The sequence below is a fragment of the Pseudomonas profundi genome, assembly GCF_008638305.1.
Lineage (GTDB): Bacteria > Pseudomonadota > Gammaproteobacteria > Pseudomonadales > Pseudomonadaceae > Halopseudomonas > Halopseudomonas profundi.
This window is the reverse complement of record NZ_VTPZ01000012.1, coordinates 107,550-128,762: the sequence shown is the minus strand read 5'-3', so window position 1 is coordinate 128,762 and position 21,213 is coordinate 107,550. Positions and strand designations below refer to the sequence as shown.

The window sequence follows — 21,213 nt, the reverse complement described above, 5'->3', positions numbered from 1 at the left end:
CATGGTGAACACTCACGTAGCGGTTATTGACTATGGCATGGGCAATCTGCACTCCGTCGCCAAGGCGCTCGAGCATGTCGGCGCGCGCCACGTTGAACTGACCAGCGACCCGCAGATCATCCTGGCCGCCGACCGCGTGGTATTGCCCGGTGTCGGCGCGATCCGCGACTGCGTCAGCGAGTTGCGCCAGCTCGGCCTGGACGAGGTGGTGCGCCAGGTCGCCACGCAAAAGCCGTTGCTGGGTGTATGTGTCGGCATGCAGATGCTGCTTGAGCACAGCGAGGAAAACGGCGGTGTGGACGGTCTCGGACTGTTTCCCGGCAAGGTGAAATTCTTCGGCGATGAATTGCGCGAAGGAGACGGCACCCGCCTCAAGGTCCCCCACATGGGTTGGAACCAGGTCAAGCAGACGCTTGATCACCCGCTGTGGCACCGTATCGAACAGGACGCGCGCTTCTATTTCGTGCACAGCTATTACGGCGTTCCGGCGCGCCAGACGCAACTGGCCGGCCGTTGCCATTATGGCGTCGACATTGCCGCGGCGCTGGCCCAGGACAATGTCTTTGCTACCCAGTTTCACCCCGAGAAAAGCCACACCAATGGACTGCAGTTGTTGCAGAACTTTCTGGCCTGGGATGGGCGCTGGTAACCCCGAACATACCGCTTGAGCCAGCAGGCTGGATAAGCCACTCAGTGCCCAGCCTGCCAATCCCAAGCCTTCTGCCTACAGCGATGCCGCAAACCAAGGAACATATTCCATGTTGATCATTCCCGCTATCGACCTCAAGGACGGCGCGTGCGTACGTTTGCGCCAGGGCCTTATGGATGACGCCACCGTATTTTCCGACGACCCGGTGGCCATGGCCGCCAAGTGGGTGGAGGCCGGCTGTCGCCGTCTGCATCTGGTCGACCTGAACGGCGCCTTCGAAGGCAAGCCGGTCAATGGGGAAGTGGTTACCGCGATCGCTCGCCGCTATCCGAATCTGCCGATCCAGATTGGCGGTGGCATCCGTTCCCTGGAAACTATCGAGCATTATGTCCGTGCGGGCGTCAACTACGTGATCATCGGCACCAAGGCGGTCAAGCAGCCGGAGTTTGTCGGCGAAGCCTGCCGCGCCTTCCCCGGCAAGGTGATTGTCGGGCTGGACGCCAAGGACGGCTTCGTCGCCACCGACGGCTGGGCTGAAGTCAGCGAAATCCAGGTCACGGATCTGGCCAGGCGTTTCGAAGCCGACGGCGTATCGGCGATTGTCTATACCGATATTGCCAAGGACGGAATGATGCAGGGCTGCAACGTTGAAGCCACCGCGGCGCTGGCGAACGCAACCTCGATCCCCGTCATTGCTTCCGGCGGCATCCATAACCTGGGCGATATTCAAAGCCTGCTCGATGCACGTGCACCGGGAATCGTCGGCGCCATTACCGGGCGCGCTATCTATGAAGGTACGCTGAACGTCGCCGAAGCCCAGGCGCTTTGCGACGCGGCGCAAGGCTGACAGCCGGCTCTGTTCCAACGAGGATCTGAATATGGCACTGGCAAAAAGAATCATCCCCTGCCTGGACGTGGACAATGGCCGCGTGGTCAAGGGCGTGAAGTTCGAGAGCATCCGTGACGCCGGCGACCCGGTTGAGATTGCCCGTCGCTATAACGAAGAGGGCGCGGACGAGATTACCTTCCTGGATATCACCGCCAGCCATCAGGAACGCGATACCACACTGCACACCGTCGAACGCATGGCCAGTGAAGTCTTCATTCCGCTGACCGTAGGCGGCGGCGTGCGCACCGTCAGCGATATCCGCAATCTGCTGAATGCCGGCGCTGACAAGGTCTCGATCAACACCGCTGCGGTGTTCAATCCAGAATTTGTTGGCGAGGCGGCTGACCGTTTCGGCAGCCAGTGCATTGTCGTAGCCATTGACGCCAAGCGCGTCTCAGCTGACGGCGAGACGCCGCGCTGGGAGATATTCACCCATGGTGGCCGCAAACCCACCGGGTTGGACGCCGTCGAGTGGGCGCGCAAGATGCAGGCCCTCGGCGCCGGCGAGATCCTGCTGACCAGCATGGACCAGGACGGCATGAAAAGCGGCTTCGACCTGGGCGTCACCCGCGCCATCAGCGATGCGCTGCATATCCCGGTCATTGCATCTGGCGGGGTCGGCAATCTGCAACATCTGGCGGATGGCGTGCTGGAAGGCGGCGCCGATGCGGTGTTGGCGGCGAGTATTTTTCACTTTGGTGAGTACACCATCGGCGAAGCCAAGGCGTATATGGCTGAGCGTGGGATAGAGATGCGGCTGTAGAGCCAGCCCCCGGGGCGTCCTGCGGCCGCCAATCGCGGCGACGGTTCGGCGCCCCGATCGCCCTTCCCACAGTTATGGTGCGCAGTGAACTATTGACAGCTTGCTTAGACGGACAATGACTGACACCCGCCTTACATCTGGATCTCGGCACGGATCTAGCGTCTGACAAAAAAACTAATTTGTGGGAGGGGCGACTCGCCGCGATCGGCGGCCGAAGGACGCCTTGGTTTGGCTTCACACCACACTCAGCGCCTATTCCGCCCCACCAACTCCTCCATCGCCACAACCCGCACCCCTTCACGCTGCTCCAGCCCCGGCAACACCTGCTCAAGAAACGCCAGTGTCTGTTCATGCGGATGACCAATCAGCACCGCCACGCCGTTTTTTCGCGCCTCGGCCAACGCCCGATCAAAAGCATTCTGCAACGCTCCGGGCGTTAGCTCATTATCCAGAAACACGTCCCGCGGCAGATGCGGTACGCCGTGCTCCTGGGCGGCAAAGGCCGCCTGGGTCTGCGCTGATGTTCGACTATCTACAAAGAACAAATCACGCTCACGCAGCTCATCCATCAGCCAGTCCATCTGCGGGCGCAACGTAGTGAGCAGACTGCCCATGTGATTATTGACGCCGGATAGCGGGCCGAAATCATCCAGATTGCCTTGCAGCGTGGCGGTGAAAGTCTCGCGGTTCATATCGGCAAAGAGCGCGCCCGGGCCAGGCGACAGGTTCGCGCCGTTCTGCATGGGCAGGTGCAATATGACAGTGCGTCCTGCTGCGCTGGCTTCTTTGGCTAGCCGGGCGGCTATGGCGGTATGCGGAAGGATTGCCAGCGTGACGGGCGCGGGCAGATCAATGACCCGACGACCCCTCGAATAGTTGTGGCCGAGATCGTCGATGATGATACCCAGCGCAGGCATCTCGCCCGGACGCTCTCGTCCGGCCACGGGTACTGACTGCAATGGCTGTTCAACCTGCTGTGCCAGGGTTTCCCAACCCGCATGCTCGATACGCATCCACTCCACGCGCAGAAGGTCTGCCTCGGGAGTAGCCGGCCGGACAATCGGGAGCCGAGCCTCGACTGGCTCATTGGCAGGCTCGGCAATGTGCTCATCGATGGCTGATTCGGGCACAGGGTCACTGCAGGCTGCGAGCTGTATTGCCAGCAGCCCCAAGACCATTCGCTTCATTGTTTGGCGCGGGTGATATTCAGACCTTTGAGCAGGTTAAGCGCCTGGCTGAGTTGATAATCGGTCTCTTCAGGATTATCACCCTGGTTGACTGGCGTACGAATCGTCGGCCGCTGGTTACCATTTTCGTTGTTCAGATGACCTTCCAGATCCGCCTCCCGGTAGCCGGCTTCCTGCTCGTCCCGAACCAGGTGACCGCGCTCGACGCGAATATCCGGGACGATGCCCTGCGCCTGAATCGAGCGACCATTCGGCGTGTAATACAGGGCTGTAGTGAGCTTCAGTGCGCGATCATTGTTAAGCGGCAGCACGGTTTGCACCGACCCCTTGCCGAAGCTGTCAGTTCCCATGATGACGGCGCGGGAATGGTCCTGCAGCGCTCCGGCAACAATTTCCGAAGCCGAGGCCGAACCGCCGTTGATCAATACGACGACGGGAACGTCCTTGCTGGGATTGTTACTGGTGGCATTGAAGCGCATATCGGAATTGCTGAGCCGCCCCTTGGTGTACACGATCAGACCTTCATCAAGAAAGCTGTCGGCTACCTCTACGGCGCTTTGCAGCACGCCGCCCGGGTTATTACGCAGGTCCAGCACCAGCCCTCTGAATTGCTCTTTCTTGTTCAGACGAGCCAGGGTGTCCCGCACTTCATCGCCGGTATTGTTCTGGAACTGGGTGATCCGCAGGTAGGCGTAACCATTATTCAGATCTTCGGTGCGCACGCTGGCCACCTTGACCACGGCGCGCTCCAGCTCAACATCAAAGGGCCGTCCTTCACCGCGCACCAGCGTCAGCACAACCTTGGTGCCAGCCTCCCCGCGCATGAGCTCGACCGCTTCCATCAGGGTCATGCCCTTGACCAACCGATCATCAATCTTGACGATCAGATCGCCGGCCTGGATGCCCGCCTTGGCTGCGGGGGTGTCGTCGATCGGAGAGATGACCTTGATCATGCCGTCTTCCTGGCCAACCTCGATACCTAGCCCGCCAAACTGGCCGGTTGTGGTGTCCTGCAGTCCACGGAAGGCTTCGGGCTCCATGTATGAAGAATGCGGATCCAGCCCCTCGAGCATGCCCTGAATGGCATTCTGCAGCAGCGTGGCGTCATCCACCGGCTCAACATAGGCGGCGCGGATGCGCTCGAGCACTTCAGCAAAGGTACGAAGGTCGTCCAGAGGCAGGGGCGCAGCGGGCGCCTCGTCCTGACGCTGGGCATGAGCCGGAACGACAGCAAGAGCAAGGCTCAGGCAGATAGCGGACAAGGTACGCGCAGCAGTCATCTAACTCTCCGAACACAGAATTGATTTGGTCTGAGAAACCGCCGGTAAACCACCACGCCAGTCGGGCGAGATGTTTCACAGCGTCCTCATCAGCTCGACAGCATACACCAGGCTAACGGGTCCAGTGCACGGCCCTGTTTGCGGATAGAGAAATACAGCGACGAGCTGGAGAGGCCACCGCTGCTGCCGACGGTGGCAATGGCCTCGCCTGGCTGAACCCAGGTGCCCACGTCGCGCAACAGCGCCTGGTTGTGGCCGTACAGGCTGAGATAACCATTGCCGTGATCGAGAATCAGCAGCAGACCGGAACCGCGCAACCAGTCGGCAAAGACTACGCGGCCACCATGAATGGCATGCACTGTCGTGCCAGCTTCGGCCGTTATGACCAGGCCGTCCCACTTCAGACGCGCATCGTCGCCCCGCTGGCTGCCGAACTTCGACTGGATACTGCCCTTGACCGGCAGCGGCAACTTACCTTTGGCGTCCGCAAACGGCAGACTGCCGGCCGGCGTCGGGATGCTGGTGATGGCTTCATCGAGCTTCTTGATCAATGCGGCCAGTTCCGCACGCTCGGACTGGCGTTGCTTGAGCTGCTGCTCGCTGGTGCGGCTTTCACTTTTGAGACTGGCCAGCAGTTCCGCCCGCGTCTCGCGTTCCGCCTCTACGGCTTGCTGTCGCTCGGCCAACTGTTCGCGATTTTCATGCAGCTGCGCCTGCTCGCGCGCAATCGCCGCGCTGGCCTGCCGTATCTGAGCCAATGTGTGGTTGTAGGTCGTGATCTCTTCCATGCGCGCGCGGCTGACATATTCGTAATAGCGCATCATCCGGGCGACGCGAGCAGGATCATCCTGGTTCAGTACCAGCTTCAGGTAATCCTGCTGGCCAGCCATATAGGCAGAGCGAGCCTGGCGGGCAATCTGTTGTTCCTGCTCCTGGAGGGCCACCTGTAATGCTTCAGCCTGGTCGTGCAGGTCATCAATGCGGGATTCGCCCTCTTCGATCTGCTGTTCAAGGGTTTCACTTTCCTTTTGCAGGCGACCAATTTCCGACTCGCTCTGCTTGAGCTCCTGCTCGAGCCCGGACATGTCCTGCTCGAGTTCGCCGAGCATTTTCTTGAGCCGGGCGATCTCCTGTTCAGTCTGTTTGAGCTCCGCCTTGGCTTCGCGCGAATCCTGCGCCAAAACCGGGACCGCCAGCGCGCCTGCGCATGCCATCAGCGCCGCCAGCGCTCCGGCACGCCATGACATTGCTCGCCAGCCCTGGCCAAATCGCATCGGCGCGGCTCCCTCAGGGCGCCAGACTGACAATGGAGCGACCCGTCATTTCAGCCGGTTGCTCCAGGCCGAGCAGTGCCAGCATGGTCGGTGCCACGTCGGACAGAATACCGCCGTCGCGCAGAGTAACGTTGCGCTGACCGACATAGACGAAAGGTACCGGCTCACAGGTGTGCGCGGTATGTGCCTGACCGGTACTGTCGTCCGACATTTGTTCAACATTGCCATGGTCAGCTGTGATCAGGGCTTCGCCACCTACTTTGGCCAGCGCGTCGGTAATACGTGCGATGCAGGCATCCAGACACTCGACTGCCGCGACTGCCGCCTCGAACACACCGGTATGCCCAACCATGTCACCGTTGGCGTAGTTGACGATGATTACATCGTAGCGCTGCTGCTCGATCGCCTCGACGATGCGGTCAGTGACTTCGGGCGCGCTCATCTCCGGCTGCAGGTCGTATGTCGCCACCTGAGGAGACGGGATCAGAATGCGCTCTTCGCCCTCGAATGGCTCTTCACGTCCGCCGGAGAAAAAGAACGTGACGTGCGCGTACTTCTCGGTCTCGGCAATCCGCAGCTGGGTCTTGCCCTGCTTGGCGAGGTATTCGCCCAACACATTGTCCAGCGAAGACGGCGGAAATGCGCAGGGTGCGGGGATGTTCGCTGCATACTGGGTAAGCATGACAAAACCACCCAGCTGGATCTGACGTTGGCGGGTGAACCCATCGAAATCAGGCTCGACAAATGCGCGCGTCAGTTCCCGGGCACGGTCAGCACGGAAGTTCATGAAGATCACCGCATCGCCATTTTCCACCCGTACTGGCGTGCCGATGGCGGTTGCCTTGACGAACTCGTCGCTCTCATCTCGTTCGTAGGCAGCGGCTAGCGCTTCGGCAGCCGCAACAGCAGAGAAACTCGCCTGGCCTTCGGCGACCAGGTTGTAGGCTGCCTCAACACGCTCCCAACGGTTGTCGCGATCCATGGCGAAATAACGGCCAATCAGACTCGCCGTTCTGCCTTTGCCCAGGCGCCGATAGGCTTCTTCGAGCAGTTCAAGTGAAGGTGCCGCGCTGCGCGGCGGCGTATCGCGGCCGTCCAGAAACGCATGTACGTAGATCTGGCTAGCCCCACGACGCGCGGCAAGCTCGACCATCGCCACCAGCTGTTCCTCATGGCTGTGTACACCACCTGGTGACAACAGGCCCATGATATGCACTGCGCGATCAACCTTGACCGCGGCATCGACCGCCTTGCACAGCTCGGGATTCTCGTAGAAGTCCCCCTCCATGATGGACTTGGTGACGCGCGTGAAATCCTGGTAGACGACACGGCCGGCGCCCAGATTCATATGGCCCACTTCCGAGTTGCCCATCTGGCCATCCGGCAACCCCACATCCATGCCCGAGCCCGACACCAGCGTGTGCGGCGCGGTCGACCAGAGCCGATCCCAGACCGGGGTCCGCGCGGCCATGATGGCGTTGGATTCGGGTGATTCGCTGTGGCCGAAGCCGTCGAGAATCATCAGTACCAGTGGTTTTGGGGCAGCTGTCATACGGAGTAGGCTCGCAGGTTGTCTTCGTGGAAAGCGTACCCGCCGACGGCCTCGCAAGACCCGACAGGCATGTTGCCGACAGTTTACTTGCAGCGCACCGGGCTGTCATGCACGGGGAGGTTCTGTGACCCAGACGTGCTGTGTATACTGGCGGACTTTATCGACCCCGGAACACGTCCAATGCAGGCTCTTTTGCAGTTCATCGAAAAATTCACCGAGTTTCTCGGCAACCATTATCTGCTCGCTCTCGCCTTTCTGGTGGTAGTGACCCTGCTGATCATTACTGAAGGTCGCAAGGCTGGAAAATCCATCACCACGCAACAGGCCACCAATCTGATCAATCGGGAGAATGCCCAGGTCGTCGATATCCGTCCCAAGAAAGATTATGCGGCTGGCCATATCGTCGACTCGATCAACATTCCCCATGACAGCCTGCCAACGCGTCTGGTAGAACTGGACAAGTACAAGGACAAGCCAATCATCCTGGTTTGCGCCAATGGTCAGCATGCCGGGGCTTACGCCAAACAGCTCAAGGCAGCCGGGCACAACAATGTGCACAGGCTGGTCGGGGGCATCAGCGGATGGCGAGCCGACAATCTTCCACTGGTGAAATGACATGTCTGAAGTAACTATCTATAGCAGCAACTATTGTCCTTTTTGCATTCGTGCCAAGCAGTTGCTGGACAGCAAGAAGATTCAGTACAAGGAAATCGTGGTTGACGGTCAGCCAGCGGTTCGGGCCGAAATGACTCGCCTTGCCGGCGGGCGCACATCGGTACCGCAGATCTGGATCAACGACACCTACGTGGGCGGTTGCGATCAACTGGTCGCCCTGGAACGCTCCGGCAAACTGGATTCCATGCTGGGCAAATAGTCCGGGAAAAGATCCCGCCGCTACAACATCAAAAACAACATACTTAAGGACCGAATATGGCCGACGACAACCAGAACAATCAAACTGCCAACGGCGCAGGCCAGGATCAGCCTGCCGTGCAGTTCAGCCTGCAGCGTATCTACGTCAAGGATCTTTCCTTCGAGTCGCCGAAGTCGCCGGCGGTGTTTCAGACTCAATGGAGCCCCAAGGTCAATCTTGATCTGAATACCCGCCACACCCAGCTTCAGGAAGGCATCCACGAAGTGGTGCTGAGCCTGTCCGCCACCGTGACCAACGGTGAAGATGAAGTCACCTTCATTGCTGAAGTACAGCAGGCGGGTATTTTCGCCATCACTGGTCTGGACGAAGCAGCGATGCGTCACACGCTCGGTGCCTTCTGCCCGAACATCCTGTTCCCCTATGCCCGCGAAGCGATCGACAGCCTGGTTGGCCGTGGCAGCTTCCCTCCCCTGATGTTGTCGCCGGTCAACTTCGACGCGCTGTACGCGCAGAACGAACAACGCCGTCAGCAGGAAGCCGCTGGTACCGCCTGACCCGGCAACCGCACAAGCGCCGATCGCGGTTGCGGTCGGCGTTATCACAACTCAGCGCTCCGCTTGTCAGCCCCGATACCTTGTTCTAAGGTAGGCCACCGCCCAACGCCTCGACGGATACAAGCATGACCCAACCCGCCTCCCGCCCGCTTTATCTGCTTTCCTTCATTCTGTGTCTCGTACTGCTAGCGGTTGCGTTGTACATGGAGCATGCAATGGGTCTTGAGCCCTGTCCGCTGTGTATCGTGCAGCGCGTAGTGTTCGTCATTCTCGGTCTGATCAGTCTCGCCGCGGTCTTGCACAACCCCGTTCCGACCACCACGACAGGCAAGCGGCCGGTGGCCGCGCGTGTCTATGGCCTACTGATCACAGTATCAGCCGCATTCGGCGTGGCTATCGCCGGTCGCCAGGTGTGGCTGCAGCATCAACCAGCGGACCAGCTACCTTCCTGCCTGCCAAGCCTCGACTACATGATGGACGTGCTGCCCTTTCAGGAAATGCTCCGCCTGGTATTCAGCGGCACCGCTGATTGCGCAGCGGTCACCTGGACATTCCTTGGCTTGAGCATCGCTGAATATACGTTGATCGCCTTCATCGGGTTTGTGCTGTTCGGTCTGCTGCAACTGCTGCGCAGGAATGATTAACCCAACAGACCCGACGCTTTACTGACACAAGCGCATAACAGCGTAGCGTGACGACAGATCTCCGGCAGTTTCAGCTCTTGATGCGGAAGACCGGAGTGGCCTATTCTGTTGCCACAATGATGAATCAAGCACTCCGGATCTCGGTCGCCGGTATGACGATCGCTCACTGAAGAGGTGTAAAAAATGCTGGACAGCTGCACTACAGCCCAGGAACGCTGGGGCGGTGTCAATGAAATGGTCGATCGCTGGCTGGCCGAGCGCAAACAAGTTGTCCTGGAGTTCACCGGTTTACGCGACCGCGCTCCGTCTGCTGCCCATCCCGAGCAGGCACTTGGCTCCTTTTGCACCATCCTGATTGACTATGTCTGCGCCGGTCACTTTGAAATCTACGAGCAGCTGACACGCGAGGCCGAGGAACTTCAGGACGTCCGCAGCCTGGATCTTGCAGGCCAGGTCTATCCCCGCATAGAAACCATTACCCAGGCCGCCCTGACGTTCAACGACCGATACGGCGACACCACCGATTTCGACGAAGAAACCATGCAGAAGGACCTCAAGGTGCTGGGCGGTTTACTGCACGAGCGCTTCGAACTCGAGGACTGCCTCATCGAAGTACTGCATAACTGCCATCAGGACATGCTCAGCGCCCCCGAAAAACTGGAGTAATTGTGACAGCCACTACCCAAGGCAAGAAATCTTCACGGGTGCCGACACCCTTGCACCTTTTGCAGACCCTGACCCGCACGCTCAATGAGCAACTGGGTGAAGCCTGCCAGCAAGCCGAGCATGACGCCGTCAAGGCACTGGAAAAACTCGAACGTCAGAAAGCCAAACTTGATGACAAGCTGACTGAGGCGCGCGAGAAACTGGCTGCGCGGCAGAGCGGCGAAGAGCATAAATCGGTTAACAAGGCTCAGAGCCGGGTTGATGAGCTGGAAGCTGCGCTAGTGGAATTGAGCGAAGCGCGTAACTCAGCCGATGCCTACGTCAAGCAGCTACGCCTGGATATCCGTCAGACATTGCGCCTGGCCAAGGGCTTCGAGCGGATCGACGGGCAAGTCAGCCAGGCGATTGAGAAACGCGACAATCCTGATCAGGCTCCGCCGCCGCGGCCACGCAGCGGGCCGCGCCGTGGACGCTCCAAGAACCCTGCCAAGAAGCCGGCCAGCGCCACTACCAACGCCTGAATAAACCGTGCTGGCGGCGTGCCTATAGGGGCGCCGCCAGTACTGCAAGCCGATCAAGCCGTCCACGGAGCGCGGCACTCAGTTCAATGCCCTGTGCATCGCAGCAGGCCGCAAGCTGCTCCTCCACAGAGTCGTCCCGCCTGATGTCCAACGCCTCCCCACGGTCATGGCTTGCCAGCCGTTCCAATTGCAAAAGCTCCGCCTCCAACTCGCAGCCCTTCACCTTTACATACAGATCGGCTGAATCTTCGCGTCCCTTGAGGAAGCGTCTGGCGGTTCGCAGCGGCGTGACGACCTGGGCCTGCCACGGCCAATGCCAATCGACAATAGCCTCCCACCGCGAGAACGAAGCCGCTTCGCGTCGCTGCCCAAGCCAACAGGCGTAGAGCAGCAACAACACATCACAGCCGTGATTATCCTGCAGGTCCAACAACAGCGGCTCGACCCCTGGCTGCTCATATACCCCCTCGGCAAACCGGCGCAACATCACGCCAGCTTCAACCTGTTGCAATTCGTTCATCCGTCCCCCCCTTAGAGCGGCTCGCTGTTGTTAAAACCTCTGAGACGCCGCCATCGCAACCACGGAACGGCTCACAGAGGCTGACGCGCTGATATACTCCCGCGCATGATCAAAATTGAATCCCTGACTCTTCAGCGCGGCGCCTTGCGTCTACTGGAAAACGCCGACCTGACTTTACATCCGGGCCAGAAAGCCGGCTTGCTCGGTACAAATGGTGCCGGCAAATCAAGCCTTTTTGCGTTGTTCCGCGGCGAGCTCACGCCGGACGCTGGCAGTTGCACAATACCCGCCGATTGGCGCATTGCCCACATGCTCCAGGAAATAGACAACCTGGATCGCGTGGCGGTCGATTATGTGCTTGATGGAGACCAACGCCTGCGCGAGATCCAGCAACGACTGCAACGCGCCGAGGACGAACATGACAACCATGCCCTTGGCATGCTCTACGCCGAGCTCGAATCGCATAACGGCTTCAGCGCCGATGCCCGCGCACGGGTTCTGCTCGCCGGCCTGGGCTTCAGTTCCGAACAGTGCGAAGCCCGGGTAGGCGATTTCTCCGGCGGCTGGCGAATGCGACTGAACCTGGCGCAGGCGCTGATGTGTCCGTCTGACCTGTTGCTGCTGGACGAGCCTACCAACCACCTGGATCTCGACGCCATTCTCTGGCTGGAGGACTGGCTCAGGGCTTACCAGGGCACACTGGTATTGATTTCCCACGACCGTGACTTCCTCGATGCGGTGGTTGAACATATCGTTCACGTCGAGAACAAGCAGCTCACCTTGTACCGGGGCGGGTACACGCAGTTCGAGCGCACCCGTGCCGAGCGCCTGACTCAACAGCAAGCCGCATTCGAGAAGCAGCAGGCGCAACGTGAACACATGGAAAAGTATATTGCCCGCTTCCGCGCACAGGCGACCAAGGCCAAGCAGGCGCAAAGCCGGCTGAAAGCGCTTGAACGCATGGAAACGCTGAGCCCGGCGCACCTCGACTCGCCATTTTCTTTCAGCTTCCGCGAGGCCGACAAACAACCCAGTCCTCTGATCGATTTGCGCGAAGGCGTGCTGGGCTATGGCGAACAGGCCATTTTGCATCAGGTGAAGTTGCAGCTGGTGCCAGGCGCACGCATAGGTGTGCTGGGTCCAAATGGTGCCGGCAAGTCAACGCTGATCAAAACGCTCGCCGGCAGCCTGGCGCTGATGGATGGCGAGCTGAAATCCAGCGAACATCTGGCGATCGGTTATTTCGCCCAGCATCAACTGGACAGCCTTGATTCGAAAGCCAGCCCGCTGCTACATATGGCGCGCATCGCGCCGCAGGAGCGCGAGCAATCATTACGCAACTTCCTGGGTGGTTTTGACTTCCACGGCGCACGCGCAGAGGAACCGGTCTTGCATTTTTCCGGGGGCGAAAAAGCCCGACTGGCGCTGGCCTTGATTGCCTGGCAGAAACCCAATCTGCTATTGCTCGATGAGCCGACCAACCATCTGGACATGGAAATGCGCCACGCGTTGACGCTCGCCCTGCAGGGCTTCGAAGGCGCCATGTTGCTGGTGTCTCACGATCGGGCATTGATTCGCGATACCACCGACGAACTCTGGTTGGTCGCCGATGGCAGATTGCAGACGTACCAGGAAGATCTGGATACCTACACCCGCTGGCTTGCGCGGTTCCGACAGCAGCAAGCTGAGGACATCCGCATTGCCAACGCGCCAGCCGGTGCTCAACCCGACGAAGAACGGGTCGACGCCAAGACCCAGCGACGCCTCGCTGCCGAGGAACGCAAACGCCTGGCACCGCTCAGGAAACAGGTCGACAAGCTAGAGAAACAGATGGGCGAGGCGCAAGCTGAGCTGGCTGATATCGAAACCGGGCTGGCGAATAACGAGATTTACACGGCAGGCATGAAAGATCAGCTGAAGACGCTGCTGAGCCGACAGGCAGCCTGCCGACAAAAAATAGAACAACTGGAAGAGCAATGGCTGGAAGCAAGCGAAGAGCTCGAAAGCCATTCCGCCTGACTCTCTCATTTGAAAGGTAACCGCATGACGCTATGGATTGATGCTGACGCCTGCCCTCGCCCGGTTCGGGACATTGTGGTCAAGGCCGCAAGGCGCCGACAGATCGAGCTGGTGCTGGTCGCAAACAGCGCGCAGCAGCTTCCTCCCGGGCCAGGTGTGCGCCAGGTGATAGTGCCGAGCGGTCCTGACGTGGCCGACCAGTACATCATTGATCATTCACGCCCCGGCGATCTGGTCGTCACTGCAGACATTCCCCTGGCGGCCGGCCTGGTTGAACGCAAGGTAACCGCAATCAACCCCCGAGGCGAAATCTACGACGAATCAAGCGTCGGTGAACGTTTGGCAGTACGCAATCTCATGGACGAGCTACGCGGAGCCGGCCTGGCCGGTCGCAGTGGTCCAGCTCCCTATAACGACCGGGACAAGCAGGCCTTCGCCAATTCTCTGGACCGGCTGTTGTCCAGAATGTAATCAGTCGATTTCGCACAGGCAGGACAGCGTATCCTGCCGGGTGATGTTGACCTTCCGACCGGCCAATAAAGCCTGGATTACCGGCTCGACAAAACTGCTCTCCTCGCTACAGCTCGCACCGTCACTATAAGGCCCTACATAGGCTAGACGGCCATCTGCTCCCCAGATCGCGACGGCTGGTGCTCCCGGCCAGGCGGACCACGCCTCCGGCATCGGCCAATAAGGCAACTGGCGTAACGCTTGCGGCAAGGCGTCCGCGCCACGCGCCCCTGAACGCGCAAACACCACCCCCTCGGCAGCAAAGCGCTCGGTCATGTCATTCACATAGGCCTGATGCCCGCCGTTGCAAGGGCAGCCGGACTGCCAGACATGCAGAACCTGCACGCGCGCCGCCTCAAACGGTGGAGACACCGGTATCCCGTCAAAGAATGCCGGACGCTCGAATATTCTTACATAGCGACTCTCGTACCAGGTCAGCGCCCATACAAGCCCCGCCATCCAGCACGCCAACAGCAACACTACCAACAGATTGCGATGAACCTTTTTCATTCCTGGGTATCTCAAAAGGCCAGTAGAACTCGGTATGCAGTTCAAGCCTCACCCGATTGAGCGAAGCGCCGGGATTGCTGGCACAATTCGTTGCGCTGGGGCGAGGATTTAACTGCCGACTTGGCCACATTTCCAAATTGAACCGATCCAGGACCCAATGGTCTGCTGGTATGGTTGTAATACCAAACGGATCCTAACCCGGATATTCGAAGTAGCCGGCCGCCCTCTGCCGGACAAGGACGATAGTCTCAGATGCCCGCAGCACTTGACCTCATCACATTGGGCGTAACCCTGTCGCTGGTTACCCTGTGCATGACGTTGCTATTGTCGATAGCGGCGTGGCATGCGGGTGCCGATAAAGGTCTGCGCCATTGGGCTGTCGGCAACTTCGCTCTGATGCTCGGCCTGCTCCTCAACACCAATCTCGATGTCGTCCACGATAGTCTTTCAGTTGTCATCGGCAACGGCCTGATGGCATTAGGCATCGGCGTATCATGGCTCGGCATCCGGGCGTTCAAGGGCTTGAGCCAACCTCAGACCGGCCCGATTGCCGCTGCGGCGACAATGATAGTCCTCATGTCAATCTTCAGCTTTCAACAGGAAAGCTATGCAGCCCGTCTCGGCGTATCGTCAATCATACTCGCCGGCATGAGTATGCTCTGCGCCAGAGAATTGTTGATTCCGGCTGAGCGGCCGTTACGCACGGCTTACTGGTTTACCGGTGGCGTTGCCCTGTTCTGCGCTATCGGCCTGACCCTGCGCGCGCTGTCCAGCCTGAAACTGGGAGCAGATCACGTTGTGGTAAACAGTCCGATGCAGAGCGTGACACTACTCGGCGCCATGGTCGCCCAGATTGGCCTGGCCAGCGGTTTCATACTGATGACCCACTACCGCACCACGATGGCGCTGCACACTCTGTCCCAACGTGACGCACTGACTGACACGCTCAACCGGCGCAGCCTGCAGGAACAGGCGACCCGGGTCCTCCAGGTCGCAAGTGAGCAGTCATTCCCTGTAACCTTGCTGATGCTGGATGCCGATCACTTCAAGCGCATCAATGACGAGTTCGGCCATCAGACCGGGGACGCCGCGCTCTGTCATATGGTAGCGCGCATCCGTCAACATATGCGCTCGAACGATTTGCTCGGCCGTTTCGGTGGCGAAGAGTTCATACTGATATTGCCCGGCCTTGATACCGAAAGCGCCAGACAGGTAGCCGAACGTATTCGCCTGGGTCTGTGCGACCAGCCGTGGCAGTCGGCCAGCGCGCCGGTCAAGCTGAGCGCCAGCCTGGGTATCGCCTGCACCGACCAGCAAGGCTTCACTTTCGATACGCTGGTGGCTGCCGCCGACACTGCGCTGTATCGGGCCAAAGCACTGGGCCGCAACCGCGTCGAGCTGGCGCCAGAGCCCGCCGAAAATCTTCAGGATCAAATGGCATTACGCTTACTGTCTCAATTCCGTCATAATCTGGACGTATAAATGTCAACCAGATGGGCGCTTTGTCTGCGCCTCGGGAGTCCATGTGAGCTTTGCCAATACCAGTCGTCAGTACCCTCTCAGCCGTCCTCGCCGCCTGCGCCGCGATGATTTTTCGCGCCGGCTGGTGCGTGAGAACCAGCTGAGCCCTGACGACCTGATCTACCCCGTATTCGTACTGGAAGGCACGCAACAGCGCGAACCGATCGCCTCGATGCCTGGCATCGAGCGACTGTCCATTGATCTGCTTCTGGAAGAAGCGGCCGAGATCGTCGAGCTAGGGATTCCTGCTCTTGCGCTGTTCCCCGTCACGCCCCTGGAGCGCAAATCCCTCGACGCCGCCGAAGCCTGGAATCCGGAAGGCCTGGCGCAACGTGCCACCCGTGCGCTGAAGGAACGCTTCCCTGAACTGGGCATCATCACCGACGTCGCACTCGACCCTTTTACCACGCATGGGCAGGACGGGATCATCGATGACAACGGCTACGTACAGAACGACATAACCATCGAAGCGCTGGTAAAACAGACGCTGTCGCATGCCGAAGCCGGTGCAGATATCGTCGCGCCCTCGGACATGATGGATGGCCGCGTGGGCGCCATGCGCCAGGCTCTGGAGTCAGCCGGTCATGTTCACACCCGGATTCTTTCCTATTCTGCCAAGTATGCCAGCGCTTATTACGGCCCCTTCCGCGACGCTGTCGGCTCGGCCGGCAACCTCGGCAAGAGCAATAAGGCGACTTATCAGATGGATCCGGCCAACAGCAACGAGGCCCTCCAGGAAATCGCCGAGGATATGGCCGAAGGCGCCGACATGGTCATGATCAAGCCTGGCATGCCCTATCTGGACATCATTCGTCGGGTGAAGGATACCTTCGGCGTCCCCACCTTCGTCTATCAGGTGAGCGGCGAGTACGCCATGCACCAGGCCGCCATTGCCAACGGCTGGCTCAGCGATGCGGTGATTCTTGAATCACTGATCAGCTTCAAACGTGCCGGCGCCGACGCCATATTGACTTATTACGCCAAGACCGCAGCCCGCCAGTTACGCGAGCGCAGCTAAGAGGAAATGATGCAGCAGCCCAACCGCGCACGCGAAGATGATCCGATTGCCGCGTCCGATCACACCCCGCAGGACAGCTTTGTTATTCCGGAGTCCGAGAGCGACGAGACGCGCCTGATGCCGGTTGTAGAGCCGGCAGCGCCGACCCCCTTTGCGGCTGATATCAACGCGCCGGAACTGTTTATCCATCGCGAGTTGTCGCAGCTGCAGTTCAATATCCGTGTCCTGGAACAGGCGCTCGATGAGTCCTATCCGCTACTTGAGCGGCTGAAGTTCCTGCTTATCTTCTCCGGCAACATGGATGAATTTTTCGAAATCCGTGTGGCAGGCCTGAAGAAACAGATTACCTTCGCCCGTGAACAGACCGGTCCCGACGGGCTGCAACCGCAGCAGGTGCTGAGCCGGATCAGCGAGCTGGCTCACGAGCAGGTCAGCCGTCAGTACTCGATTCTCAACGACGTGCTGCTGCCCCAGCTGGCTGCGGAGGGCATCCGCTTCGTACGCAGGCATCAGTGGACCCACAAGCAGACCATGTGGGTACGGCGGTATTTTCGTCAGGAAGTAGCGCCGATCATTAGCCCCATCGGGCTGGACCCCACGCACCCCTTCCCGTTGCTGGTGAACAAGAGTCTCAACTTCATCTGCCAGCTTGAAGGGACGGATGCCTTCGGCCGCGATTCCGGCCTGGCGATCATTCCGGCCCCGCGCTCCCTGCCCCGGCTTATCCGCCTGCCGCAGGAACTGTCCACCGGGGAGGACGACTTTGTGTTCCTCTCCTCTGTCATCCACGCACATGCCGATGATCTGTTTCCCGGCATGAAGGTGCTGGGTTGCTATCAGTTCCGCCTGACGCGCAACGCGGACTTGATCGTGGATCCCGACGAGGTAGATGATCTGGCGCGCGCTCTACGTGGCGAGCTTTTATCACGCCGCTACGGCGATGCAGTGCGTCTCGAAGTCGCCAGCAATTGTCCGAAACCCTTGACTGATTTCCTGCTCAAGCAATTCGGCTTGACTGATCAGGAGCTGTATCAGGTCCAGGGTCCGGTCAATCTGACCCGGCTGTTCTCGGTCACGGCGCTGGAAAATCACCCGGAATTGCAATTCCCGCCGTTCAGCTCTGGCCTGCCGAAGATATTGTCCAGTGCGGACAATCTGTTTCAGGCAATCAGCAAGCAGGACATCCTGTTGCTGCATCCCTACGAATCCTTCAGCCCGGTAACCGATCTGTTGCGCCAGGCGGCGCAGGATACCAACGTATTGGCGATCAAACAGACGCTGTACCGCACCGGGGCGAACTCGGAAATCGTCAACGCGCTGGTGGAAGCAGCCCGCAACGGCAAGGAAGTCACCGTGGTGATCGAGCTGCGTGCGCGTTTTGACGAGGAATCCAACCTGCAGCTGGCAAGCCGCTTGCAACAGGCCGGAGCCGTAGTGATCTACGGCGTGGTGGGTTACAAGACGCACGCCAAAATGATGCTTATTTTGCGCCGTGAAGACCGCATCCTGCGCCGCTACGCGCATATGGGCACGGGTAACTACCACGCAGGGAACGCCCGGCTATATACCGATTACAGCATTCTGACGTCCGACCTGGCGATGACCGAAGACGTACACAAGCTGTTCAACCAGTTGATCGGTATGGGCAAGATGCTGCGCATGAAGAAGCTCCTGCAGGCACCTTTCACGCTGAAGAAGCGTTTGCTGGAGCTGATCAACCGCGAAACGCTGGCGGCCCAGGCCGGCAAGCCTGCGCATGTCATCGCCAAGGTCAATTCGCTGACGGACGCCAAGATCATCAAGGCAATGTACAAGGCGTCACAGTCCGGGGTAAAAATCGACCTGATCGTGCGCGGCATGTGTTGTCTGCGTCCCGGCATTCCGGGCGTGTCGCATAACATCACAGTGCGCTCAATTATCGGTCGCTTCCTTGAGCACAGCCGCGTGTATTACTTTCTGAATGGAGGGGTCGAGCAGGTGTGGTTGTCCAGTGCGGATCTGATGGAGCGCAACCTCGATCACCGTGTTGAAACCTGTTTCCCGCTCGAGGGCAAAAAGCTGGTTACCCGAGCCAAGCAGGAGCTACAGGTATTTCTGACTGACAATACCCAGAGCTGGATTCTGCAACCGGACGGCACCTATGTGCGCAGCACGCCGACTGGTAACCAGATCCCGCGCAGCGCGCAGAGCGCGCTGCTGGAAAAACTCAGCAACTCGCCTCAACGCACCGTCAGCGTATAACCCACCTTGGCCCAGAACTGCGCTTCCTGATCGAAGTCAGCCTGGGTCAACGGATTGCGATCCAGCCAGCCCGACGGAAACTCCAGTACCAGAAAATCGTCCCCGGCCTGCACCTTGAGGGCCGGCATTTCCTGATAGCCCCGGATATGGTGATAGAGGATAGCCAGACGCAGCAGCATGCACAGCCGCAGCATCAGTACGCTTTCCTCACCGAACTCGCTGAGTCGCTCCTTACCGGGCAGACTGCGCTTCTGCGCGCGAATAAGCAGGGCAAGAGCGTGCTGCTCCTGACGTGAGAACCCGGCCAGATCGGAATGCGCCAGCAAATAAGCGCCGTGCTTGTGATATTGGTTGTGCGCGATGCCCTTGCCCACTTCGTGCAGGCGTGCCGCCCAACCCAGCAGGTCGGCGTGCTTGGCGTCCTCAAGCCCCCAGGCTTCGGCAACCTTGCCGAGCAAACTCATTGCCTTGCGTTCGACACGGCAAGCCTGACCTGGATCGACGTGGTAACGCTCTGCCAGCGCACTAAGGGTACGTTCCCTGACATCCTCATGGCGGTGCCGGCCTAACAGGTCATATAGCACACCTTCGCGCAGCGCGCCCTCGGAATGCCCCATGCGGTCAACATCCAACGCGTCAAAGATCGCTTCGAGGATAGCCACGCCAGCCGGCAGGATAGGACGACGATCACTCTTCAGCCCCGGCAGCGATAACTTGTCGACATCGCCCACCTTGATCAGCTTGCGCTTGAGACGCTGCAGGCCTTCACGGGTGACATCTCCCTGCCCCTGCCCGGCGGCCTGTAGACATTGGCCGATAGAGCGGATAGTACCGGAGGCGCCAACCGCTTCCCGCCACTCCAGGCGCTGAATGTTCTGCTCGATCTGCATCAGATCAAGGCGGGCAAGCGTATAGGCGCGGGAGTAGTTGCTGGCGGAGATGTTGCCGTCGGCGAAGAATTTGCGGGTGTAACTGACGCAGCCAATCGGCAGACTTTCACGCAGCAGCGTCTCGAAACGTTCGCCTACTATGAACTCCGTACTGCCCCCGCCAATGTCAACCACCAGACGCTTGCCTTCGTCATCGGACAAGGTGTGCGCAACACCGAGGTAAATCAACCGTGCTTCTTCCCGCCCGGAAATCACATCCACCTGATGTCCAAGCAGCTGCTGCACCTGATTGATGAACTGGCTTCGGTTACGCGCATCACGCAGCGCGCTGGTGCCAACTATTCTCACGGCGCCAACCGGCAACCCATTGATCATCTGAGCAAAACGCCTGACGCAGTCGAGCCCTCGCTGCATGGCATCGTCGTCTAGTTCACGTTCCTCGTTAAGTCCCGCCGCCAACTGAACCTTCTCGCCCAGCCGCTCGAGGATACGCATCTCGCCGTGCTCAACCCGGGCCAGCGCCATGTGGAAACTGTTCGAACCCAGATCAATCGCGGCCACCAGCGGAAAATCGGACCTTTGCTTGTTTGCCATGCGGCACCTCGGATTGTCGTCTGCGAATTCTAGCATCCCGAACTGTGCTTTTGCCCGGCCGGCGATCACGTCAAGAGATCTAACCCGCTGGCTTTTGCTATGTCGCAGGGTGGTGCTATCATGTCTGCCATTCCTGCCTGCTTACTAAAAACTCCCTGGAGAGACTCATGAGTGATTTGATCGTGCATGTCACCGATAGCAGCTTCGAAACTGAAGTGCTTAAGGCAGATAGCCCCGTGTTGGTCGATTACTGGGCTGAGTGGTGTGGCCCATGCAAGATGATCGCCCCGGTTCTGGATGAAATCGCCAAGGACTACGATGGCAAACTCAAGATTTGCAAACTGAACATCGATGAAAACACCGACACCCCACCCAAGTATGGCGTGCGCGGCATCCCGACTCTCATGCTGTTCAAGGATGGCAATGTAGAAGCGACCAAGGTCGGTGCTCTGTCCAAGTCTCAGTTGTCGGCATTTCTTGATAGCAACATCTGATGTTCACACTCCCTGGACTTTTCGGTCCAGGGAGGGTTTTTTC

22 protein-coding genes are annotated in these 21,213 nt (G+C 59.4%); 15 read left to right on the top strand and 7 right to left on the bottom strand.

Features of this window, described 5'->3' with window-relative positions:
- Position 1 precedes the first annotated feature (1 nt).
- The 3 genes from hisH to hisF all read left to right on the top strand — a co-directional run bounded on the left by hisH (position 2) and on the right by hisF (position 2,301).
- The gene (gene hisH, locus FZE95_RS15520; RefSeq protein WP_150301788.1) at positions 2 to 649 is read left to right on the top strand and encodes an imidazole glycerol phosphate synthase subunit HisH; all 648 of its coding nucleotides are present in this window, start codon (positions 2 to 4) and stop codon (positions 647 to 649) included.
- 109 nt (positions 650 to 758) lie between these two features.
- Positions 759 to 1,496: a 1-(5-phosphoribosyl)-5-[(5-phosphoribosylamino)methylideneamino]imidazole-4-carboxamide isomerase gene (hisA, locus tag FZE95_RS15515; RefSeq protein WP_150301787.1), complete on the top strand. Its 738-nt coding sequence runs from the start codon at positions 759 to 761 to the stop codon at positions 1,494 to 1,496.
- Positions 1,497 to 1,527: 31 nt separating this feature from the next.
- Positions 1,528 to 2,301, top strand: coding sequence for an imidazole glycerol phosphate synthase subunit HisF (gene hisF, locus FZE95_RS15510; RefSeq protein WP_150301786.1), 774 nt, complete (start codon positions 1,528 to 1,530; stop codon positions 2,299 to 2,301).
- 245 nt (positions 2,302 to 2,546) lie between these two features.
- Here hisF and FZE95_RS15505 read toward each other — a convergent pair whose 3' ends face one another.
- The 4 genes from FZE95_RS15505 to gpmI form a co-directional block, all read right to left on the bottom strand.
- Positions 2,547 to 3,488, bottom strand: a complete 942-nt coding sequence (locus tag FZE95_RS15505; protein WP_150301785.1) for a divergent polysaccharide deacetylase family protein — start codon at positions 3,486 to 3,488, stop codon at positions 2,547 to 2,549.
- Positions 3,485 to 4,768, bottom strand: a complete 1,284-nt coding sequence (locus FZE95_RS15500) for a S41 family peptidase (RefSeq protein ID WP_150301784.1) — start codon at positions 4,766 to 4,768, stop codon at positions 3,485 to 3,487. The genes FZE95_RS15505 and FZE95_RS15500 overlap by 4 nt, the downstream gene beginning before the upstream one ends.
- An 89-nt stretch (positions 4,769 to 4,857) precedes the next feature.
- Positions 4,858 to 6,042 (bottom strand): murein hydrolase activator EnvC family protein, encoded by a 1,185-nt coding sequence (locus FZE95_RS15495; protein WP_150301783.1) that lies wholly within the window; start codon positions 6,040 to 6,042, stop codon positions 4,858 to 4,860.
- A 13-nt stretch (positions 6,043 to 6,055) separates the two neighbouring features.
- Complete coding sequence (gene gpmI / locus FZE95_RS15490; protein WP_150301782.1) at positions 6,056 to 7,594, bottom strand: 2,3-bisphosphoglycerate-independent phosphoglycerate mutase; 1,539 nt, start codon at positions 7,592 to 7,594, stop codon at positions 6,056 to 6,058.
- A 180-nt stretch (positions 7,595 to 7,774) separates the two neighbouring features.
- Between gpmI and FZE95_RS15485 the strand changes: the two genes are divergently transcribed.
- From FZE95_RS15485 to FZE95_RS15460, 6 genes are all read left to right on the top strand, one after another.
- Positions 7,775 to 8,209, top strand: coding sequence for a rhodanese-like domain-containing protein (locus tag FZE95_RS15485; RefSeq protein WP_150301781.1), 435 nt, complete (start codon positions 7,775 to 7,777; stop codon positions 8,207 to 8,209).
- A 1-nt stretch (position 8,210) separates the two neighbouring features.
- Positions 8,211 to 8,468, top strand: coding sequence for a glutaredoxin 3 (grxC, locus tag FZE95_RS15480; RefSeq protein WP_150301780.1), 258 nt, complete (start codon positions 8,211 to 8,213; stop codon positions 8,466 to 8,468).
- 56 nt (positions 8,469 to 8,524) lie between these two features.
- Complete coding sequence (gene secB, locus FZE95_RS15475; protein WP_150301779.1) at positions 8,525 to 9,022, top strand: protein-export chaperone SecB; 498 nt, start codon at positions 8,525 to 8,527, stop codon at positions 9,020 to 9,022.
- Between the two features lie 125 nt (positions 9,023 to 9,147).
- Positions 9,148 to 9,666: a disulfide bond formation protein B gene (locus FZE95_RS15470; RefSeq protein WP_150301778.1), complete on the top strand. Its 519-nt coding sequence runs from the start codon at positions 9,148 to 9,150 to the stop codon at positions 9,664 to 9,666.
- Positions 9,667 to 9,849: 183 nt separating this feature from the next.
- Positions 9,850 to 10,332 (top strand): sigma D regulator, encoded by a 483-nt coding sequence (gene rsd, locus FZE95_RS15465; RefSeq protein ID WP_150301777.1) that lies wholly within the window; start codon positions 9,850 to 9,852, stop codon positions 10,330 to 10,332.
- Between the two features lie 2 nt (positions 10,333 to 10,334).
- Positions 10,335 to 10,853: an AlgP family protein gene (locus FZE95_RS15460; RefSeq protein ID WP_150301776.1), complete on the top strand. Its 519-nt coding sequence runs from the start codon at positions 10,335 to 10,337 to the stop codon at positions 10,851 to 10,853.
- A gap of 22 nt (positions 10,854 to 10,875) precedes the next feature.
- Here the strand turns inward: FZE95_RS15460 and FZE95_RS15455 are convergent, their stop codons facing one another.
- Entirely contained in the window at positions 10,876 to 11,373 is a 498-nt protein-coding gene (locus FZE95_RS15455; protein ID WP_150301775.1) for a TIGR02444 family protein, read from the bottom strand.
- Positions 11,374 to 11,478: 105 nt separating this feature from the next.
- On the opposite strand from FZE95_RS15455, the gene FZE95_RS15450 reads away from it, so the two are divergent.
- The gene (locus FZE95_RS15450; protein WP_150301774.1) at positions 11,479 to 13,392 is read left to right on the top strand and encodes an ATP-binding cassette domain-containing protein; all 1,914 of its coding nucleotides are present in this window, start codon (positions 11,479 to 11,481) and stop codon (positions 13,390 to 13,392) included.
- 24 nt (positions 13,393 to 13,416) lie between these two features.
- Complete coding sequence (locus FZE95_RS15445) at positions 13,417 to 13,863, top strand: YaiI/YqxD family protein (protein WP_150301773.1); 447 nt, start codon at positions 13,417 to 13,419, stop codon at positions 13,861 to 13,863.
- Here the strand turns inward: FZE95_RS15445 and FZE95_RS15440 are convergent, their stop codons facing one another.
- Positions 13,864 to 14,412, bottom strand: a complete 549-nt coding sequence (locus FZE95_RS15440; protein WP_150301772.1) for a DUF6436 domain-containing protein — start codon at positions 14,410 to 14,412, stop codon at positions 13,864 to 13,866. It lies immediately after the preceding gene.
- 252 nt (positions 14,413 to 14,664) lie between these two features.
- Between FZE95_RS15440 and FZE95_RS15435 the strand changes: the two genes are divergently transcribed.
- Genes FZE95_RS15435 through ppk1 form a run of 3 tightly spaced genes read left to right on the top strand, consistent with a single transcriptional unit; the run spans position 14,665 to position 19,192 of the window.
- A complete protein-coding gene (locus FZE95_RS15435; protein ID WP_150301771.1) occupies positions 14,665 to 15,894 on the top strand; it encodes a GGDEF domain-containing protein in 1,230 nt (409 codons plus the stop codon).
- 43 nt (positions 15,895 to 15,937) lie between these two features.
- Positions 15,938 to 16,951, top strand: a complete 1,014-nt coding sequence (gene hemB, locus FZE95_RS15430; protein ID WP_150301770.1) for a porphobilinogen synthase — start codon at positions 15,938 to 15,940, stop codon at positions 16,949 to 16,951.
- Positions 16,952 to 16,960: 9 nt separating this feature from the next.
- Positions 16,961 to 19,192, top strand: a complete 2,232-nt coding sequence (ppk1, locus tag FZE95_RS15425) for a polyphosphate kinase 1 (protein ID WP_150301769.1) — start codon at positions 16,961 to 16,963, stop codon at positions 19,190 to 19,192.
- Here the strand turns inward: ppk1 and ppx are convergent.
- Positions 19,171 to 20,676, bottom strand: coding sequence for an exopolyphosphatase (gene ppx / locus FZE95_RS15420; RefSeq protein WP_150301768.1), 1,506 nt, complete (start codon positions 20,674 to 20,676; stop codon positions 19,171 to 19,173). The genes ppk1 and ppx overlap by 22 nt on opposite strands.
- Positions 20,677 to 20,843: 167 nt before the next feature.
- Here ppx and trxA point away from each other — a divergent pair, with 167 nt between their 5' ends.
- Positions 20,844 to 21,170 carry a thioredoxin TrxA gene (gene trxA / locus FZE95_RS15415; RefSeq protein ID WP_150301767.1) on the top strand — a complete coding sequence of 109 codons (327 nt, stop codon included), beginning with the start codon at positions 20,844 to 20,846 and terminating at the stop codon, positions 21,168 to 21,170.
- The last annotated feature ends 43 nt before the right edge of the window (positions 21,171 to 21,213 follow it).

What these genes read in the sequence shown, in the direction of transcription:
- FZE95_RS15455 (WP_150301775.1), bottom strand. Translation starts at nt 11,373, where the DNA reads ATGAACGAATTGCAACAGGTTGAAGCTGGCGTGATGTTGCGCCGGTTT.
- ppx (WP_150301768.1), bottom strand. Translation starts at nt 20,676, where the DNA reads ATGGCAAACAAGCAAAGGTCCGATTTTCCGCTGGTGGCCGCGATTGAT.
- hisF (WP_150301786.1), top strand. Translation starts at nt 1,528, where the DNA reads ATGGCACTGGCAAAAAGAATCATCCCCTGCCTGGACGTGGACAATGGC.
- FZE95_RS15435 (WP_150301771.1), top strand. Translation starts at nt 14,665, where the DNA reads ATGCCCGCAGCACTTGACCTCATCACATTGGGCGTAACCCTGTCGCTG.
- FZE95_RS15500 (WP_150301784.1), bottom strand. Translation starts at nt 4,768, where the DNA reads ATGACTGCTGCGCGTACCTTGTCCGCTATCTGCCTGAGCCTTGCTCTT.
- FZE95_RS15505 (WP_150301785.1), bottom strand. Translation starts at nt 3,488, where the DNA reads ATGAAGCGAATGGTCTTGGGGCTGCTGGCAATACAGCTCGCAGCCTGC.
- FZE95_RS15485 (WP_150301781.1), top strand. Translation starts at nt 7,775, where the DNA reads ATGCAGGCTCTTTTGCAGTTCATCGAAAAATTCACCGAGTTTCTCGGC.
- rsd (WP_150301777.1), top strand. Translation starts at nt 9,850, where the DNA reads ATGCTGGACAGCTGCACTACAGCCCAGGAACGCTGGGGCGGTGTCAAT.
- grxC (WP_150301780.1), top strand. Translation starts at nt 8,211, where the DNA reads ATGTCTGAAGTAACTATCTATAGCAGCAACTATTGTCCTTTTTGCATT.
- FZE95_RS15450 (WP_150301774.1), top strand. Translation starts at nt 11,479, where the DNA reads ATGATCAAAATTGAATCCCTGACTCTTCAGCGCGGCGCCTTGCGTCTA.
- trxA (WP_150301767.1), top strand. Translation starts at nt 20,844, where the DNA reads ATGAGTGATTTGATCGTGCATGTCACCGATAGCAGCTTCGAAACTGAA.
- FZE95_RS15440 (WP_150301772.1), bottom strand. Translation starts at nt 14,412, where the DNA reads ATGAAAAAGGTTCATCGCAATCTGTTGGTAGTGTTGCTGTTGGCGTGC.
- ppk1 (WP_150301769.1), top strand. Translation starts at nt 16,961, where the DNA reads ATGCAGCAGCCCAACCGCGCACGCGAAGATGATCCGATTGCCGCGTCC.
- FZE95_RS15470 (WP_150301778.1), top strand. Translation starts at nt 9,148, where the DNA reads ATGACCCAACCCGCCTCCCGCCCGCTTTATCTGCTTTCCTTCATTCTG.
- hisA (WP_150301787.1), top strand. Translation starts at nt 759, where the DNA reads ATGTTGATCATTCCCGCTATCGACCTCAAGGACGGCGCGTGCGTACGT.
- FZE95_RS15445 (WP_150301773.1), top strand. Translation starts at nt 13,417, where the DNA reads ATGACGCTATGGATTGATGCTGACGCCTGCCCTCGCCCGGTTCGGGAC.
- FZE95_RS15495 (WP_150301783.1), bottom strand. Translation starts at nt 6,042, where the DNA reads ATGCGATTTGGCCAGGGCTGGCGAGCAATGTCATGGCGTGCCGGAGCG.
- gpmI (WP_150301782.1), bottom strand. Translation starts at nt 7,594, where the DNA reads ATGACAGCTGCCCCAAAACCACTGGTACTGATGATTCTCGACGGCTTC.
- hisH (WP_150301788.1), top strand. Translation starts at nt 2, where the DNA reads ATGGTGAACACTCACGTAGCGGTTATTGACTATGGCATGGGCAATCTG.
- secB (WP_150301779.1), top strand. Translation starts at nt 8,525, where the DNA reads ATGGCCGACGACAACCAGAACAATCAAACTGCCAACGGCGCAGGCCAG.